The organism is Pseudozobellia sp. WGM2 (assembly GCF_017810075.1).
Taxonomy (GTDB): domain Bacteria; phylum Bacteroidota; class Bacteroidia; order Flavobacteriales; family Flavobacteriaceae; genus JADNYK01.
In genome coordinates this window covers 380773-396031 of record NZ_JADNYK010000002.1, presented here as the reverse complement: position 1 = coordinate 396031, position 15259 = coordinate 380773, and the positions used below count along the sequence as shown (strand labels likewise).

The following is a 15259-nucleotide window of genomic DNA, read 5'->3' as shown; positions in this document are numbered from 1 at the left end:
TTTATTTTAATTCTATATCAAATTGGGTGAGGGCTTTAAACTCATGGAGTCTTTTATCCACCTCGTGCCTTCTTAAGTTTTCCATTCGTTCCGTGCCAAACCTTTCTACGCAGAAGGAAGCCAAGTTAGACCCATGAATGACCGCATTTTTCATGTTTTCAAAAGACAAGTCGTTCGTTGCCGCTAAATACCCCGTAAAGCCACCGGCAAAAGTATCGCCTGCTCCCGTTGGGTCAAAAACCTCTTCTAACGGTAGTGCGGGTGCAAAGAAAATTTGCTCTTTATGAAACAAAAGCGCCCCATGCTCGCCCTTTTTAATAACTACATATTTAGGCCCCATCTTCTGAATAGCCTCTGCAGCCTTAACCAAAGAATATTCTTCGGTCAATTGCCGGGCCTCTTCATCATTAATAGTGATAACATCGATATGTTGAATGACTTCTTTCAATTCAGTAAGTGCATTATCCATCCAAAAGTTCATCGTATCCAAAACAATAAGTTTTGGTCGTGTTTTCATCTGCTGAATTACACTTAATTGAACGGAAGGGTGCAAATTACCCAGCATCACCACATCCGAATCATTAAAGTGCTCAGGCACCTTGGGCCGAAAATCTGCCAGCGTATTTAAATCTGTGATAAGCGTATCTCTGCTATTAAGGTCATTATGATATTTCCCTTTCCAATAAAAGGTTTTTCCCCCTTCTACAATTTCGACACCTGTGAGGTCAATATTTTTAGACTTTAAGGTCTCTAGATAAGCGTCGGGTAGGTCATCACCAACAATGGAAACAATACCTGATTCAACATCAAATTGTGAAGCCGCCAATCCGATAAAGGTAGCCGCACCGCCCAGCACTTTTCCTGTTTTTCCAAAAGGAGTCTCGATTTCATCAATGGCAACAGTACCTACAATCAAAAGTTTACCCATAAGGTCTTGCAATTTTGCTGCAAATATAAGGTTTTGCAAAGCGAATATACCTTACGGCGGATATCAAATTACAAAATTCGGCAAACGGTTTATTTTCTTCCAAAATCTGCAGGAATCTCTCCCCAAGCCTTGGTCTCCCATTTGACAATTGGTGTACGGTAAGAGTTGTTTTTTAGCCATAGTATCGCTCTGCGAATCAATTCGAAGAGTTCTCTATTTTTTTCGGTTTCCTGCAACTTGGTATTACAGGTTTTTTTCCGAACCCAGCTCATTGCCGTTCTAGAATCGGTATAGATAATTCGATCACTGTTATTTTGCTTTAGAAAGGCCAACCCGTGTACGATGGCCAAAAATTCCCCGATATTGTTGGTTCCCTGCGCAAACGGACCTTGCCTAAAAAGCTTTTTTCCCGTTTTGGTATCCACCCCTTGGTATTCCATGACCCCAGGGTTTCCGCTAGAGGCAGCATCTACAGATATAGAATTATGATTGGGAGAGCCAAATTTTAAAAGTTCTTGAGGTGAAAGTGTAGAACCCACTTTTTTCTTCCCTTTAAAATCATCATAATTGCCATTATAAGCTTTTTTGGCTTCAGCAAAAGTTAAAAAAGATTTGTACTGCGCTCCTTTAAAACCTTCTATTGCGGCTTTGCAATTTTTCCAGGTGGTGTAAATTCCAGGGCGCTTGCCTTTCCAAACGGTATAGAATTTTTCTTTTTTGGCCATTAGTTCTCTGCTAACAGTTTTGCAATAACTTTTGGAAAATGCTCATACTCCAATACATGAACCTTGGCAGCAATAGTTTCAGGCGTGTCATCAGGATCTACAACCGTTTTGGCTTGTTGTATTATAGCGCCCTCATCGTAGTTCTCGTTTACGTAGTGGATTGTTATACCGGTTTCAACCTCATTATTGGCCTTGACGGCTTCATGAACTTTGCTTCCGTACATTCCTTTGCCGCCATATTTAGGCAGTAAGGCGGGGTGTATATTGATAATTTTATCGGGAAAGCTTAAAATTAAATCTTCTGGTATTTTCCAGAGAAAACCGGCGAGCACAATTAAATCGGGCCGTATCGACTTTAACACATTTAAGACAAAGTCGGTTTTAAGAAAAGAATGCCGATTAAAATAAATTGCATTAATACCCAATCTATCACACCGATCCAAAACTTTCGCATGCCTTTTATTGGTTAAAACAGCAGCTATTTCAATTCTTTGGCTGTCTTTAAAGTAATTGACAATGTTTTCGACATTGGACCCAGAGCCCGAGGCAAAAAGTACTATACGTTTCGTTTTCAAAAAATTGGAATTTAAACGAGCGGTTAATCAATTGATATATCTATCGAACAGAAGAAGTATGGTTAAAATTCTTCTTGAATTCAACTCATCTAAATTAAAATTCAAAGATTTTTTTAAAAAGGATGAGCTAAAAATATTTGAAGCGAAAATAGCACTCTTGCATTTAAATTTAGTAAATTACCATACATTTTATCGGTTAATAGTGTTATTCAACCAAAGTTTTTTATTTTTGCCAACAATTTAAATTTAAAACCAATTTTATTATGTCAGACATTGCATCAAGAGTAAAAGCTATCATCGTTGATAAATTAGGTGTTGATGAAAACGAAGTGGTAACGGAAGCTAGCTTTACAAACGACCTAGGGGCAGATTCTTTGGATACAGTGGAATTGATTATGGAGTTCGAGAAAGAATTTGATATCCAAATCCCAGACGATCAAGCTGAGAACATCGCAACAGTTGGCCAGGCCATTAGTTATATAGAAGAAGCGAAGTAATCTTTATGGTTCTTTAAAAGAGATTCAAAATTATCCATGTGGTAACCTTATCGCATGGATAATTTTTTTTAATTTACGGTTGGCTTAAAATCAAAACGAAAAATTAAGTTCAATGCAATTAAAGCGAGTAGTAGTTACCGGACTTGGAGCATTAACTCCTATAGGTAATAATATTGAAGAATATTGGGAAGGTCTCAAAGAAGGCAAAAGCGGTTCTGCACCGGTTACCTATTACGACACTGAAAAATTCAAGGTCAAATTTGCTTGTGAACTCAAGAATTTCAATGCAGAAGATCATTTCGACCGAAAAGAAGCTCGTAAGCTAGATCGATTTGCGCAATATGCATTGGTTTCTTCTGATGAAGCTATAAAAGATTCAGGTCTTGATCTTGAAAGCCTTGATAAATTTCGTGTTGGCGTTATTTGGGGTGCAGGTATCGGAGGTCTCGAAACTTTCCAGAACGAAGTTATGAACTTTGCCGAAGGCAACGGAACACCTCGTTTTAATCCTTTCTTTATTCCGAAAATGATTGCAGATATTGCTCCTGGGCATATTTCGATCAAACATGGTTTCATGGGGCCTAACTATACAACGGTTTCTGCATGTGCCTCATCGGCCAACGCATTGATCGATGCGTTGAATTATATTCGACTTGGCCACTGCGACGTAATCGTTTCCGGCGGTAGTGAAGCGGCCGTAACCATTGCAGGTATGGGCGGATTTGGTGCCATGCACGCCTTATCTACAAGAAATGAAAGCCCCGAAACAGCCTCAAGGCCTTTCGATGCGACGAGAGATGGCTTTGTTTTAGGTGAAGGTGCCGGTGCACTTATTCTTGAAGAATATGAGCATGCCAAGGCACGTGGAGCAAAAATATATGCGGAAGTCGCCGGTGGCGGACTATCAAGTGATGCCTATCATATGACCGCACCGCACCCTGATGGAATTGGTGTTGTTCGAGTTATGGAAAACTGTTTACGCGATGCAGGCCTCAAACCCGAAGACGTAGATGCTATCAACACCCACGGTACTTCAACTCCGTTAGGTGATGTTGCCGAGCTGAAAGCAATTAGTGAAGTATTTGGAGATCATGCGCCGAATATTAATATCAACTCTACAAAATCAATGACCGGTCACCTTTTGGGGGCCGCAGGTGCAATTGAGGCTATAGCTTCGATTTTGGCCATGAAACATGGGGTAGTGCCACCAACTATAAACCATTCAGTTGTAGATGAGAATATTGATCCAACTCTAAACCTTACCCTTAATAAAGCACAAGAGCGAGAGGTCAATGTTGCATTGAGCAACACTTTCGGATTTGGCGGTCATAATGCTTGCGTTATATTCAAAAAAATAAGCGAGTAAAACTGATGGCGTTTCCTTCCAATATATTCAATTCCCATTCCAAACAGGATGGGGATTTTTTTTTGGGGATAACTAAAATATTAGGTTTCAAGCCCAAAAAGCTCGATATCTACAAACGAGCCTTTTTACATAGATCTGCCAATAAAAAGGATGATAAAGGAAACCCTATGAACTATGAGCGTCTGGAGTTCTTAGGCGATTCGATGCTAGGTACTATTATTTCAAAGCATTTATATGATGAAGTACCCGATGGAGACGAGGGCTACTTGACAAAAATGCGTTCAAAGATCGTAAGTCGTAAACACCTTAACGAATTGGGCAAAGATTTAGGCCTTATCAACTTTGTAAAGAGTAGAATACCCAAATCACATTTTGGCGAGAATATTCACGGTAATGTTTTTGAAGCTCTAGTGGGTGCCATTTATCTTGATCGGGGGTATAAGTATTGTGAAAAATTCATCGCCCATAGAGTAATAGGGCCCTATGTAGATATCGAACAACTTGAAGGTAAAGTAATCAGCTACAAAAGCCTAGTGATCGAGTGGTGCCAAAAGCAGAAAAAAACCTTCAATTATAATGTTTATGAAGACACCGGCAACGATACTTTAAAACATTTCGCGGTCAAACTCAGTATTAGTGGAAAAATAATGGCAAAGGCCAGAGCTACCTCGAAAAAGAAAGCGGAAGAAATCGCCTCAAAAAGAGCTTATTACGCGCTTCAAGACAAAATGAAAAAATCTTAAGCCGCCTCTTTTGTAACTAAAACGTTATAGAATGCCAAAATTTAGGTTTAGACTTCACTAACCTAGGCGTTGTTCTGTATTAATATTATATTTGCTGCTTTCTGTGGCTATGGTAGCGATACATAAAATTTCGACGGACTTTTACGAAGATTCCTTCGATTTGATTGCTTTGCACAGCAGTCTTGAAGATTATGCCATGGCCTACGCTCTTAACCTGTGTCTAAAGTCAAATTTTAGAAGAAGGCGTAAAGATCTTGATTTATCGGCACATGTAGCTGTTCCCATTTTTGAATGGCAAGATGATTTCAACGATAGATATTGGACGTTCTTTCCCAACAATACTATTAGGGAAGACACCTCATTAAGAACAGATCTTTTCAGAGATGAGCCGGCCTATTCTACATTTACAGTGGTTTCAGAGTACCGAGATGTAGATTATTTTATCAAAATCGAGCAAGATGACCATGACAACACAGAAGAACTCTTAAAAATGCTATTGGCCGTACCGCGTATAGTTACGGCTTACCATATAGATACAGACAAACTAAAATCTAAGAACAACTTAATTTATTGAATCAATGTCTAGCAAAAAGAAGACAAAAATAGTTGCCACCCTTGGGCCGGCTACTAGCAAAAAAGAGGTATTAAGAGACATGATCGAAGCTGGGGTAGATGTCTTTCGCATAAATTTTTCACATGCCAATTACGATGACGTTACCGAGCGAATAAATATGATTCGTGAACTTAATGAAGAATTAGGTTCATATACATCAATACTAGCCGATTTACAGGGTCCAAAACTCAGAGTTGGGGTTATGGCCGGTGAAGTAGTAGTTGAACCTGGTGATGAGATAACGTTCGTGACCGGAAAACCATTTGAGGGCACCAAAGAGAAGGTGTATATGAACTATGAAGCTTTTCCTAGAGATGTAAAGGCCGGTGAACTTATACTTTTAGATGATGGAAAACTCATGTTCCAAGTCGTAACTACGAACGGTGAGAATGAAGTTAAGGCGGAGGTTATTCAAGGTGGCCCTCTAAAGTCTAAAAAGGGGGTAAACTTACCCAACACCAATATTTCTTTGCCTGCCCTTACGGAAAAAGATGTTAATGATGCCATCTTCGCCATTTCTCAAGATGTGGATTGGATCGCTCTTTCGTTCGTTCGTTTTAGCCAAGATTTAATTGACCTGCAAAACTTGATCAAAGAGCACTCGGAAGTAAAAATTCCGATAATTGCCAAAATCGAAAAGCCGGAAGCGGTAGAAAATATCGATAAGATCGTTGCCTATTGTGACGGACTTATGGTTGCACGTGGTGACCTTGGTGTTGAAGTTCCTGCGCAAGAGGTTCCGTTAATTCAAAAACAACTTGTTTTACGTGCCAAGAAAGCCCGTATACCCGTGATTATTGCTACCCAAATGATGGAGACCATGATTACGAGCCTCACTCCTACGAGAGCTGAGGTAAATGATGTGGCCAACTCTGTAATGGATGGTGCAGATGCGGTAATGCTTTCTGGAGAGACTTCAGTTGGAAATTATCCTGTTCAGGTAATCAATAAGATGACAAGTATTCTTGAAAGTGTTGAGAGCTCTGAACTCATTCAGGTACCACATGACCCTCCACACATTCGTACCAAGCGGTATATAACAAAATCTATATGTTATCACGCGGCTACAATGGCCAATGAAATAAAGGCAAAGGCAATTTCAACACTCACAAATAGTGGCTATACAGCCTTTCAAATTTCAGCTTGGCGGCCAAGCGCACATATCTTAGTGTTTACTGACAACAAGCGTATTTTAACTCAGTTAAACCTTTTATGGGGCGTTAGGGCTTTTTATTATGACAGGTATGTAACCACTGATGAAACCATCGACGATGTAAATCAGATTGCTTGTAAGAAAGGTCTGTTAGAGGAAGGGGATATGCTCATTAGTCTTGCGGCAATGCCAATCAGAGAAAAGGGTATGGTCAATACGCTTAGGGTAACAGAAATAGAAAGTTGTAATTTTGACAGCTAGCATCTAAAAGGCTAGGCAACAGCTTTTTCATAGGCGATGAAATTTACAAGTTCGCCTTTTTTATCAAACAACGGCTTGCCCTCTATATTACAAATATAGGGTAAGCCGTTTTTCTTATAATTAATTAACGTTTCTTCAAACGAAAGCCCTTGCCCTACCGCCGCTCTAATACGTTCTTTTACAGTTTTACTCGTCTCCGAGCCTTGAAACATTGAAGGTTTGCGCCCGATGACCTCATTTTTCTTATATCCTGTTAAATCTCTAATATTAGAACTGGCATAAACAATCTTTAAATTCATATCGGTCACAATAACTACGATATTCTCTTTGAAAGAACTTTTATTTCCTTCAGTAAAACCATCCCAATTATTTGCTTTAGATAATTGCTTTAACCCTCTAGAATCGTGAAAATGTTCACAGAAAGCATCAAAATAGTTGCAGCTAAAATCGTGTGACAGTAAAGGAAAACAATTTAATGGCTTAGAATGATAAAATCGCTCCGCAGCCTTGTCATAAATTTTCATTTCGCTCATCTGAAAACAATAAATGTTCACGCCAATAGTACAAAATCCCATGACTACGCACAAATATCAAGCTATATAGAAACGACATAAAACTACCTTCGCCTCTTCAGTAATCGTTCTGATTTTTTATAACAAACTATTTGTTTGTTACCATCTCAGAAGTGATCTGTGCATTGTTTCCTCTTTCTATTTCATCGGCCATATCTTCAAGTTCAGACTCTACACTACAGGAAAGGGCTGTCATTAAAACAGCTATTAATAGGGATAATTTAATAAAAAATGTTTTCATAGTTCTTCGATTTGGGGGTAAAACGAATTGCTCTACTAAAACTCATTGATTCCAATAATATTGTGTTCGAACACATTGTTCCAAATTATGGGCTCAACGCCCCTTAAAAGCTTATTAACGGAATAAAACATACTTTAATCATTTTTTATGATTTGATATTGGTGGAGAATAGTAGTTTTGCCTTTCCTTAAAATTATACTGATATCATAGATTTCATAATCGCTATACTCTGGAGTTTATCCCCTTTTGGGGAAGCCAAGGCCGGTATTCCCTATGGAATGCTAAATGGCATCAATATCTACTTGGTGTTCATTGGCTGTTTTTTGGCCAATGTTCTCGTATTTCCGATGATGCTTTTTTTTCTAGATAAAATCAACAAATATTTCTTACGTTGGTTTTTCTATAAAAAGTCGGCAATATATGTGGCACGTAGAGCTAAGACCGGTAGTGGTGAAAAAATTAAAAAATTCGGTTTTTGGGGCCTCATACTGTTTGTTATGATCCCGTTGCCCGGTACCGGAGTATATGCAGGTAGCATTGCCACTTATCTGTTCAAGATAGAGCGTAAAAAAGCTTTTTGGGCCAATACCATAGGAATCTTTCTATCGTCGGTAATTGTTTGGTCTGCGACTCTTATCTCAATGAAAGGTATGGGTACGGTGTAGACCCTCTTCTGCCAGATTTACTTGATCGAAAGTATTTCGAATTGGTTTTCATTGAACAAAATGCTGTCACCAACTGATTTACCTAACAATAAACGACCTATTGGTGTACCAACGGAAATACAGAATACCGCATCTTCCCCAACCTTAAACTCTCCAGCCGATATCGCTATAAAATAAAAGGTCTTAGAAGTTTTCACTAAACTACCCAATGCCACCGAAGTTGATTCATTATCGATATTGACCTTATTCAAGACTGCTTTCATCTTTTCTGCCTCCATCAATTGTTGGCCTAGCTTTTCCCTTTCGAGTTGAAGCATGGCCCGACCCGTTTCATGTTTGTCGCCTGCGGAGCTCTTGGTCTCGCTTTGTAAAGACTCTTGAACCCCAGAAATATTATCTTGTATTCGAACCATTCGATTCGCTACAAATTTATGGCAGTAACCAATTAAATCGTTTTTATCTATCAATGCTCTCTTAATGTGAATCACGTTCCACTTTAGAGCCCGAACCTCCTACCAAAAAATCTAAATCGGCGCCTTTATCGGCTTGTTCGACATGGTCGATATAGAGTTTTACATAGCCCCGCTTTGCCATAGGCTCAGGAGCGACCCAGACTTTTTTACGCCTGACAAGTTCTTCATCGGAAACATCTAAATGAAGTTTTCTATTCTCAACGTCAAGCTCAATCATATCACCGTTTTCCACCAAGGCTAAAGTGCCACCAACGGTTGATTCGGGCGATACATGTAAGACCACTGTACCCCCTGCTGTACCACTCATTCGGCCGTCAGAAATTCGTACCATATCTTTTACGCCCTGCCTAATAAGTTTCTCCGGTAAATCTACATTACCTACTTCTGGCATTCCCGGGTAACCTTTGGGGCCCACACCCTTTAAAACTATCACGCTATCTTTGTCGATATCAAGGTCGGGGTCATCGATGCGGCTGTGATAGTCTTCCATCGTTTCAAATACGACTGCCTTGCCTCTATGCTTCATTAAATGCAATGATGCTGCGGAGGGTTTAATAACGGAGCCATTTTCGCATAGATTTCCTTTTAAGACTGCAATACCTGCTTCGTTCTTTAAGGGATCATCCAAGGTGCGTATCACATCCTCTTCATAGCATATGGCATCTTTATAATTTTCAGCCATTGTGGTGCCATTTACGGTAATAACATCCTTATGTAGCAAGGGCATTAAATTCTTTAATACCACAGGCAGACCTCCTGCATAGTAGAAATCTTCCATTAAGTATTTACCGGACGGTTTTAGGTTGACCAGCAACGGTATCTTGCTACCATGTATATCGAAGTCCTCCAACTTTAAATCTACGCCCATACGGCCCGCTATGGCCGTTAAATGAATAATGAGATTGGTAGAACCGCCAACCCCGGAGTTGGTAACTATAGCGTTTTCAAATGCTTTTCTAGTAAGTATTTTTGATAAGGTTAAATCTTCCTTGACCATTTCTACAATACGTCTACCGGAAAGCTGTGCGTACATTTTTTTTCTTGAATCAGCAGCCGGTATGGAAGAGAATCCGGGCAATGTTAGTCCTAAGGCTTCCACCATAGTGGCCATTGTTGAGGCCGTTCCCATGGTGTTGCAATGACCGATACTCCGGGCCAGGCAAACCTCCGCCTCCCGAAAATCCGCATCTGTAAAGGCTTCATTGCTCTGCTTTTCCTTTACCATCCAGTTCATAGATCCAGAACCTATTTTCTCTCCTCTAAAGCGACCACTCAACATAGGGCCTCCCGGAACAACAATGGTAGGTAAATCTACACTGCATGCCCCCATCAACGTAGACGGGGTGGTTTTATCACAGCCTGTTAAAAGAACAATACCATCCAAGGGATTGGCTCTAATGGACTCTTCGGTATCCATACTGGCCAAATTTCTAAAAAGCATGGTAGTGGGCTTCATAATAGTTTCACCCAAACTCATCACCGGAAATTCCATAGGAAAGCCACCTGCCTCCAAAATTCCTCTCTTAACTACTTCCGCAAATTGCCGTAAGTGTCCGTTGCAAGGTGTTAAATCAGACCATGTATTACAAATTCCAATGACCGGCTTTCCTTCAAAATAATCATCTGGATACCCCTGATTTCGCAACCATGAACGGTGTACAAAATTCATTTTCTTATTGTCACTGTTGAACCATTCTGAGCTACGTAGTTTTTTCTTTTCTGACATTAAGTTTAAGTTGGAGTTTTGATTGGATTAAAATAGCGATAATCAATCAGACAAACAACGTTGAACCCAATTACCCCAGACCTAAACTAAATCTGCCACTTCCTTACCAACTAGGCCACCTATAGCTATGCCCATGCCGCCCAATCTCACGCCGCAATAAACATTGTTCGAAAGCTGTTTAACAATCGGTCGTTTCTGTTGGCCCATACCCATAATACCGCTCCACCGACTTTCTATCTCAAAGGGAATATTAGGTAGTTATATCTCTTAGCAAACATTCAAGACGGTTTTGAACCAATTCGGACACACCGAATTCAATGGTTTCTTCAGCTTTAAAATCTAAGTTTCTGCCCCCGCCAATAAGTATGCGATTATCAATGTTTCTAAAATAATAATAGCCCCTTTCGAAGTGAAATGTACCCGCTACCATAAGGTTTTCTATCGGTTTGGTCAATAGCACCTGTGCTCTAGCAGGTTTTATAGATTCGTTCAAGAGGTTTGCAGCAAATCCATTTGTAGCGACAATAAGTTTCTTTGTTTTGAATTCAAACAGATTCGTTTTGACCGTAATGTTTGTTTCATTTTCGATGAACTCTTCTACCTCTACCGCATTTAGAAGAATTGCTTTATTTTTTTGAACCCTGTGCAGCAAGGCATGCATCATTTTACCGGTATGAACTTGCCCCTCAAACTTATGGCTGATATAATAGTCTTTAACCTTATTAAAATTAAAGATGTTTTTCTTTTCAAAAAATGGTTTCCCTTGGAAAATAGGTTGCAAAAGTTCATTGACCGACTCAAGTTTCTCTAGGCATTCATTATAAAGCGAACCGTCTTTGTCAAGAAATATTTCATGCCCGCCCAGTCGTTGAAAATCGATGTTCGAATCACCCAGTTTCTTTCGAAGTAATTGAATGCCTTGCCATCGCTTTTTTACCAACTGTTGTACTTGTTCTTCGGAATGAGAGCGTAAATCGTCTAGAATCTCGGAAATACTACCAAAACAGGCAAAACCCGCATTCTTTGTGCTAGCGCCTTGAGGTAGAAACCCTTTTTCCAATATTAAAATTTTTGCTTTGGGAAAGCGCTCATGAAGCCTTAACGCACAATTGAGCCCTACGATGCCACTACCGACAACAGTAAAGTCGATGTTAGAGAGCCAAGTTTTATATTCCCAATAGCTTAAGTTCACTGTACTTTGGTGTTTAATTCTGAGACACCCTTAAAATTAAGGTCAAAGCATAAAAAAACCCCGAATTTTTTCGGGGCTTTTACTTAATCTTCTTTCTCGGGCTTCATCTTGAAATCTTCCATGAACTTGGTGGTATAATTACCGGCCAAATAATCAGGGTGATCCATTAACTGCCTATGGAAAGGAATAGTTGTTTTAATACCTTCGATGACAAACTCGTCTAATGCCCGCCTCATTTTGTTGATAGCCTCTTCCCTTGTTTGGGCGGTGGTAATCAACTTAGCAATCATAGAATCATAGTTCGGGGGTATGCTATACCCACTATACACATGGGTATCCATACGAATTCCATGTCCACCTGGCATATGTAAAGTGGTTATTCTACCAGGGCTAGGTCTAAAGTTGTTGTACGGGTCTTCCGCATTGATACGGCATTCAATAGAATGAAGTTTCGGCAAATAGTTTTTACCTGAAATAGGCACTCCACCGGCTACCAATATCTGCTCACGAATTAAATCATAATCAATCACCTGCTCAGTTATAGGGTGCTCTACCTGAATACGGGTATTCATCTCCATAAAATAGAAATTTCGGTGTTTGTCGACCAAAAATTCTATGGTGCCCGCCCCTTCATATTTGATAAATTCTGCAGCTTTGACCGCAGCCTTGCCCATTTCATCGCGAAGTTTATCGGTCATAAAAGGGGAAGGTGTTTCCTCTGTTAATTTTTGGTGACGACGCTGAACGGAACAATCTCTTTCAGAAAGGTGACAAGCTTTGCCATATTGATCCCCAACGATTTGAATTTCAATATGTCTTGGCTCTTCAATCAGCTTTTCCATATACATGCCGCCATTGCCAAAGGCTGCGGTAGCTTCTTGTACGGCGCTTTCGAAAAGGTCTTGCATTTGCTCTTCTTTCCATACGGCGCGCATTCCTTTACCACCGCCACCGGCGGTTGCCTTGATCATAACGGGGTAACCCATTTTTTTAGCCTCCTTCTTGGCGTGATCAATGTCTTTAAGCAAGCCTTCAGAACCCGGTACGGTGGGTACACCAGCTTTACGCATTGTTTCTTTGGCGGTAGCCTTATCGCCCATTCGATCTATCTGCTCACCAGAAGCACCAATGAACTTGATATCGTGCTCTGCACAAATTTTTGAAAACTTAGAGTTTTCAGAGAGAAAACCGTAGCCTGGGTGAATCGCATCGGCATTAGTAATCTCAGCCGCCGCAATAATATTTGGAATTTTTAGGTAAGATTCACTACTGGGCGCCGGACCTATGCACACTGCCTCATCTGCAAAACGAACATGTAAACTTTCTTCATCTGCCTTAGAGTATACGGCAACGGTCTTAATACCCATTTCTTTACAGGTTCTAATTACCCGTAATGCTATCTCTCCCCTATTGGCAATCAGTATTTTTTTGAACATAACTTTTAAAATTAAAAGCCAAATTGCAAGTGCCGAACTCCAAATTATAAAACTGGAATTCAGGTTTTGTTATTTGGGGTTTCTAAACTATGAAGGGTCTACCAAAAATAAGGGTTGGTCAAATTCTACCGGTGAAGAATCTTCGACCAAAATCTTCACAATTTTACCTGAAACTTCAGATTCGATATCATTGAAAAGTTTCATTGCCTCTATGACACATAAAACATCACCTTGACCAATGTTCGTACCTACCTCGACGAAAGCGTCTTTATCAGGCGAAGGCTTTCTATAGAAGGTACCGATAATCGGCGATTTGATGGTAATGTATTTCGAATCTTCTTCTCCTTTCGTTTCTTGCGTCGATCCCGAAGTGGACTCTGGGGCGGGAGCAGCTGCCTGAACCGGACCTTGAGCCATTGGCGCCTGTGCCATAGGTATTTGTTGAACGAAAGTAGTTTCCGGACCGGAATCTGAAGAACCTGTTTTGATGGTAATTTTGATATCTTCCATCTCCAATTTCACCTCACTGGCACCAGATTTCGCTACGAATCTAATAAGGCTTTGAATCTCTTTTATATCCATGAATTTGAGTTTGTTTAGTATTCAGATTTTTAATTATAGGCCCATTTAAGGTAAATGGAACCCCATGTAAAGCCTCCGCCGAAAGCGGCGAAAACTAAATTATCCCCTTTTTTAAGTTGGCTTTCAAAATCTGCCAACAATAGAGGTAATGTTCCAGAAGTGGTGTTTCCGTAACGGTGTATATTCATTAAAACTTTTGAATTATCGAGACCCATTCGATTAGCTGTGGCATCAATAATTCGTTTATTCGCTTGATGGGGCACCAACCAAGTAACATCGGTATCTTTTAAGTTATTGCGTTGCATAATTTTTTCGGCAACATCGGCCATATTCGAAACAGCAAATTTAAACACTGTTCTACCATCTTGGTAAATAAAGTGCTTGCGGTTTTTGACCGTTTCTTCGGTTGCGGGCATCAAGGATCCACCAGCATCCATACCGAGATACTTTCTACCGTTACCATCCGCTCTCAAATATTCATCTTGCAGCCCTAGACCCTCTTCATTGGGTTCAAATAAAGCTGCACCGGCACCATCACCGAATATAATACAGGTCGTTCTATCGGTATAATCGATAATCGACGACATTTTATCTGCGCCGATCAATAGTACTTTTTTATATCTGCCAGATTGAATATAACTGGCCGCGGTCGACATTCCGAAAAGAAAGCTGGAACAAGCCGCTAAAAGGTCGTAGGCAAAGGCATTTTTGGCGCCAATCTCAGCCGCTACAAATGCTGCGGTCGAGGCCACCATACTATCAGGTGTGGCAGTCGCAATAATTACCAGATCGATTTCTTCAGGATCTATATTTCGTTTTTGAATAAGGTCTTCGGCCGCCTTTATTGCCAAATAAGAAGTTCCTTCCCCTTCTTCTGGTTTAAGAATACGCCTTTCTTTAATACCTGTTCTAGAAACGATCCACTCATCATTGGTCTCGACCATACCTTCCAACATTTTGTTGGTCAGTACAAAGTTGGGAACGTAACCCCCTACAGCGGTAATTGCTGCCGTTATTTTACTCATTCTAAAGTTGATTTGATATCAAAAACCTTCCAAAATGCCTGAAAATCGGTGAAAATTAAACATTTTTCAGCACTTTTTACTGAAATTTCAGTCGTTTTTGAAATTTTAGTTCGTTATAGGATTACTATATCCGCGAGGCTGGCAAATTATTTTTCAATATAAACCTCTCTCCTAAAGATTTAGTGTTTTACCGAAGAATATTCATATAAAATCAGAGTAAACCACATAAAAAAACTCCCGTTGATATACATACGGGAGTTGGGTATTTTCTACTGAAAGATACAATTATGCTTCTGCTTCTTCAGTTTTGTCTATCAAGACCTGACCTTTATAATACAATTTACCTTCGTGCCAATGCGCTCTGTGGAACAGGTGCATCTCACCAGTTGTAGGGTCGGTAGCCAAAGTAGGGGCAACCGCTTTATAATGGGTTCTTCTCTTATCCCTTCTGGTTTTCGAAATTTTTCTTTTAGGATGTGCCATTTC

Annotated in this window: 16 protein-coding genes and 1 pseudogene; 6 read left to right on the top strand and 11 right to left on the bottom strand. The window is 40.1% G+C overall.

All coding sequences use genetic code 11. The features are described from left to right. Position 1: 1 nt before the first annotated feature. From IV512_RS05325 to IV512_RS05315, 3 genes are all read right to left on the bottom strand, one after another. On the bottom strand, positions 2–928 hold the full coding sequence (locus IV512_RS05325; protein WP_209401364.1) for a PfkB family carbohydrate kinase: 927 nt from the start codon (positions 926–928) through the stop codon (positions 2–4). Positions 929–1017: 89 nt separating this feature from the next. Further along, entirely contained in the window at positions 1018–1653 is a 636-nt protein-coding gene (locus IV512_RS05320) for a viroplasmin family protein (RefSeq protein ID WP_209401362.1), read from the bottom strand. Then, complete coding sequence (locus IV512_RS05315; protein WP_209401360.1) at positions 1653–2228, bottom strand: phosphoribosylglycinamide formyltransferase; 576 nt, start codon at positions 2226–2228, stop codon at positions 1653–1655. Before IV512_RS05315 ends, IV512_RS05320 begins: the two co-directional genes overlap by 1 nt. A 263-nt stretch (positions 2229–2491) precedes the next feature. Between IV512_RS05315 and IV512_RS05310 the strand changes: the two genes are divergently transcribed. The 5 genes from IV512_RS05310 (at position 2492) to pyk (ending at position 6861) form a co-directional block, all read left to right on the top strand. Continuing rightward, positions 2492–2725: an acyl carrier protein gene (locus IV512_RS05310; RefSeq protein WP_008269813.1), complete on the top strand. Its 234-nt coding sequence runs from the start codon at positions 2492–2494 to the stop codon at positions 2723–2725. 112 nt (positions 2726–2837) lie between these two features. Continuing rightward, complete coding sequence (gene fabF / locus IV512_RS05305; RefSeq protein WP_209401358.1) at positions 2838–4091, top strand: beta-ketoacyl-ACP synthase II; 1254 nt, start codon at positions 2838–2840, stop codon at positions 4089–4091. A 5-nt stretch (positions 4092–4096) separates the two neighbouring features. Further along, positions 4097–4834, top strand: a complete 738-nt coding sequence (gene rnc / locus IV512_RS05300) for a ribonuclease III (protein ID WP_209401356.1) — start codon at positions 4097–4099, stop codon at positions 4832–4834. Positions 4835–4943: 109 nt separating this feature from the next. Beyond that, positions 4944–5408, top strand: a complete 465-nt coding sequence (locus tag IV512_RS05295; RefSeq protein ID WP_209401354.1) for an IPExxxVDY family protein — start codon at positions 4944–4946, stop codon at positions 5406–5408. 4 nt (positions 5409–5412) lie between these two features. Further along, positions 5413–6861 (top strand): pyruvate kinase, encoded by a 1449-nt coding sequence (gene pyk, locus IV512_RS05290; RefSeq protein ID WP_209401353.1) that lies wholly within the window; start codon positions 5413–5415, stop codon positions 6859–6861. A gap of 11 nt (positions 6862–6872) precedes the next feature. Here the strand turns inward: pyk and IV512_RS05285 are convergent, their stop codons facing one another. Then, positions 6873–7385: a PAS domain-containing protein gene (locus tag IV512_RS05285; protein ID WP_209401352.1), complete on the bottom strand. Its 513-nt coding sequence runs from the start codon at positions 7383–7385 to the stop codon at positions 6873–6875. Positions 7386–7898: 513 nt separating this feature from the next. Between IV512_RS05285 and IV512_RS05280 the strand changes: the two genes are divergently transcribed. Then, positions 7899–8339, top strand: coding sequence for a small multi-drug export protein (locus IV512_RS05280; protein WP_209401902.1), 441 nt, complete (start codon positions 7899–7901; stop codon positions 8337–8339). A 17-nt stretch (positions 8340–8356) separates the two neighbouring features. Here IV512_RS05280 and IV512_RS05275 read toward each other — a convergent pair whose 3' ends face one another. From IV512_RS05275 to rpmF, 7 genes and pseudogenes are all read right to left on the bottom strand, one after another. Beyond that, a complete protein-coding gene (locus IV512_RS05275; protein WP_371743259.1) occupies positions 8357–8827 on the bottom strand; it encodes a 3-oxoacyl-ACP synthase in 471 nt (156 codons plus the stop codon). Continuing rightward, entirely contained in the window at positions 8814–10538 is a 1725-nt protein-coding gene (locus IV512_RS05270; RefSeq protein ID WP_209401351.1) for an IlvD/Edd family dehydratase, read from the bottom strand. The genes IV512_RS05275 and IV512_RS05270 overlap by 14 nt, the downstream gene beginning before the upstream one ends. Before the next feature lie 81 nt (positions 10539–10619). Next, positions 10620–11730 (bottom strand): annotated as a pseudogene (locus tag IV512_RS05265) (NAD(P)/FAD-dependent oxidoreductase). 83 nt (positions 11731–11813) lie between these two features. After that, complete coding sequence (gene accC, locus IV512_RS05260; protein WP_209401350.1) at positions 11814–13166, bottom strand: acetyl-CoA carboxylase biotin carboxylase subunit; 1353 nt, start codon at positions 13164–13166, stop codon at positions 11814–11816. A gap of 87 nt (positions 13167–13253) precedes the next feature. Further along, positions 13254–13748 carry an acetyl-CoA carboxylase biotin carboxyl carrier protein gene (gene accB, locus IV512_RS05255; protein WP_209401349.1) on the bottom strand — a complete coding sequence of 165 codons (495 nt, stop codon included), beginning with the start codon at positions 13746–13748 and terminating at the stop codon, positions 13254–13256. 29 nt (positions 13749–13777) lie between these two features. Next, positions 13778–14773 carry a beta-ketoacyl-ACP synthase III gene (locus IV512_RS05250; RefSeq protein WP_209401348.1) on the bottom strand — a complete coding sequence of 332 codons (996 nt, stop codon included), beginning with the start codon at positions 14771–14773 and terminating at the stop codon, positions 13778–13780. A 285-nt stretch (positions 14774–15058) separates the two neighbouring features. Continuing rightward, positions 15059–15256: a 50S ribosomal protein L32 gene (rpmF, locus tag IV512_RS05245; protein ID WP_100870255.1), complete on the bottom strand. Its 198-nt coding sequence runs from the start codon at positions 15254–15256 to the stop codon at positions 15059–15061. Positions 15257–15259 lie beyond the last annotated feature (3 nt).

Coding starts and splice junctions, on each gene's coding strand:
- IV512_RS05325 (WP_209401364.1), bottom strand. CDS start 928: ATGGGTAAACTTTTGATTGTAGGTACTGTTGCCATTGATGAAATCGAG.
- IV512_RS05320 (WP_209401362.1), bottom strand. CDS start 1,653: ATGGCCAAAAAAGAAAAATTCTATACCGTTTGGAAAGGCAAGCGCCCT.
- IV512_RS05310 (WP_008269813.1), top strand. CDS start 2,492: ATGTCAGACATTGCATCAAGAGTAAAAGCTATCATCGTTGATAAATTA.
- fabF (WP_209401358.1), top strand. CDS start 2,838: ATGCAATTAAAGCGAGTAGTAGTTACCGGACTTGGAGCATTAACTCCT.
- rnc (WP_209401356.1), top strand. CDS start 4,097: ATGGCGTTTCCTTCCAATATATTCAATTCCCATTCCAAACAGGATGGG.
- IV512_RS05295 (WP_209401354.1), top strand. CDS start 4,944: ATGGTAGCGATACATAAAATTTCGACGGACTTTTACGAAGATTCCTTC.
- pyk (WP_209401353.1), top strand. CDS start 5,413: ATGTCTAGCAAAAAGAAGACAAAAATAGTTGCCACCCTTGGGCCGGCT.
- IV512_RS05285 (WP_209401352.1), bottom strand. CDS start 7,385: ATGAAAATTTATGACAAGGCTGCGGAGCGATTTTATCATTCTAAGCCA.
- IV512_RS05270 (WP_209401351.1), bottom strand. CDS start 10,538: ATGTCAGAAAAGAAAAAACTACGTAGCTCAGAATGGTTCAACAGTGAC.
- accC (WP_209401350.1), bottom strand. CDS start 13,166: ATGTTCAAAAAAATACTGATTGCCAATAGGGGAGAGATAGCATTACGG.
- accB (WP_209401349.1), bottom strand. CDS start 13,748: ATGGATATAAAAGAGATTCAAAGCCTTATTAGATTCGTAGCGAAATCT.
- IV512_RS05250 (WP_209401348.1), bottom strand. CDS start 14,773: ATGAGTAAAATAACGGCAGCAATTACCGCTGTAGGGGGTTACGTTCCC.
- rpmF (WP_100870255.1), bottom strand. CDS start 15,256: ATGGCACATCCTAAAAGAAAAATTTCGAAAACCAGAAGGGATAAGAGA.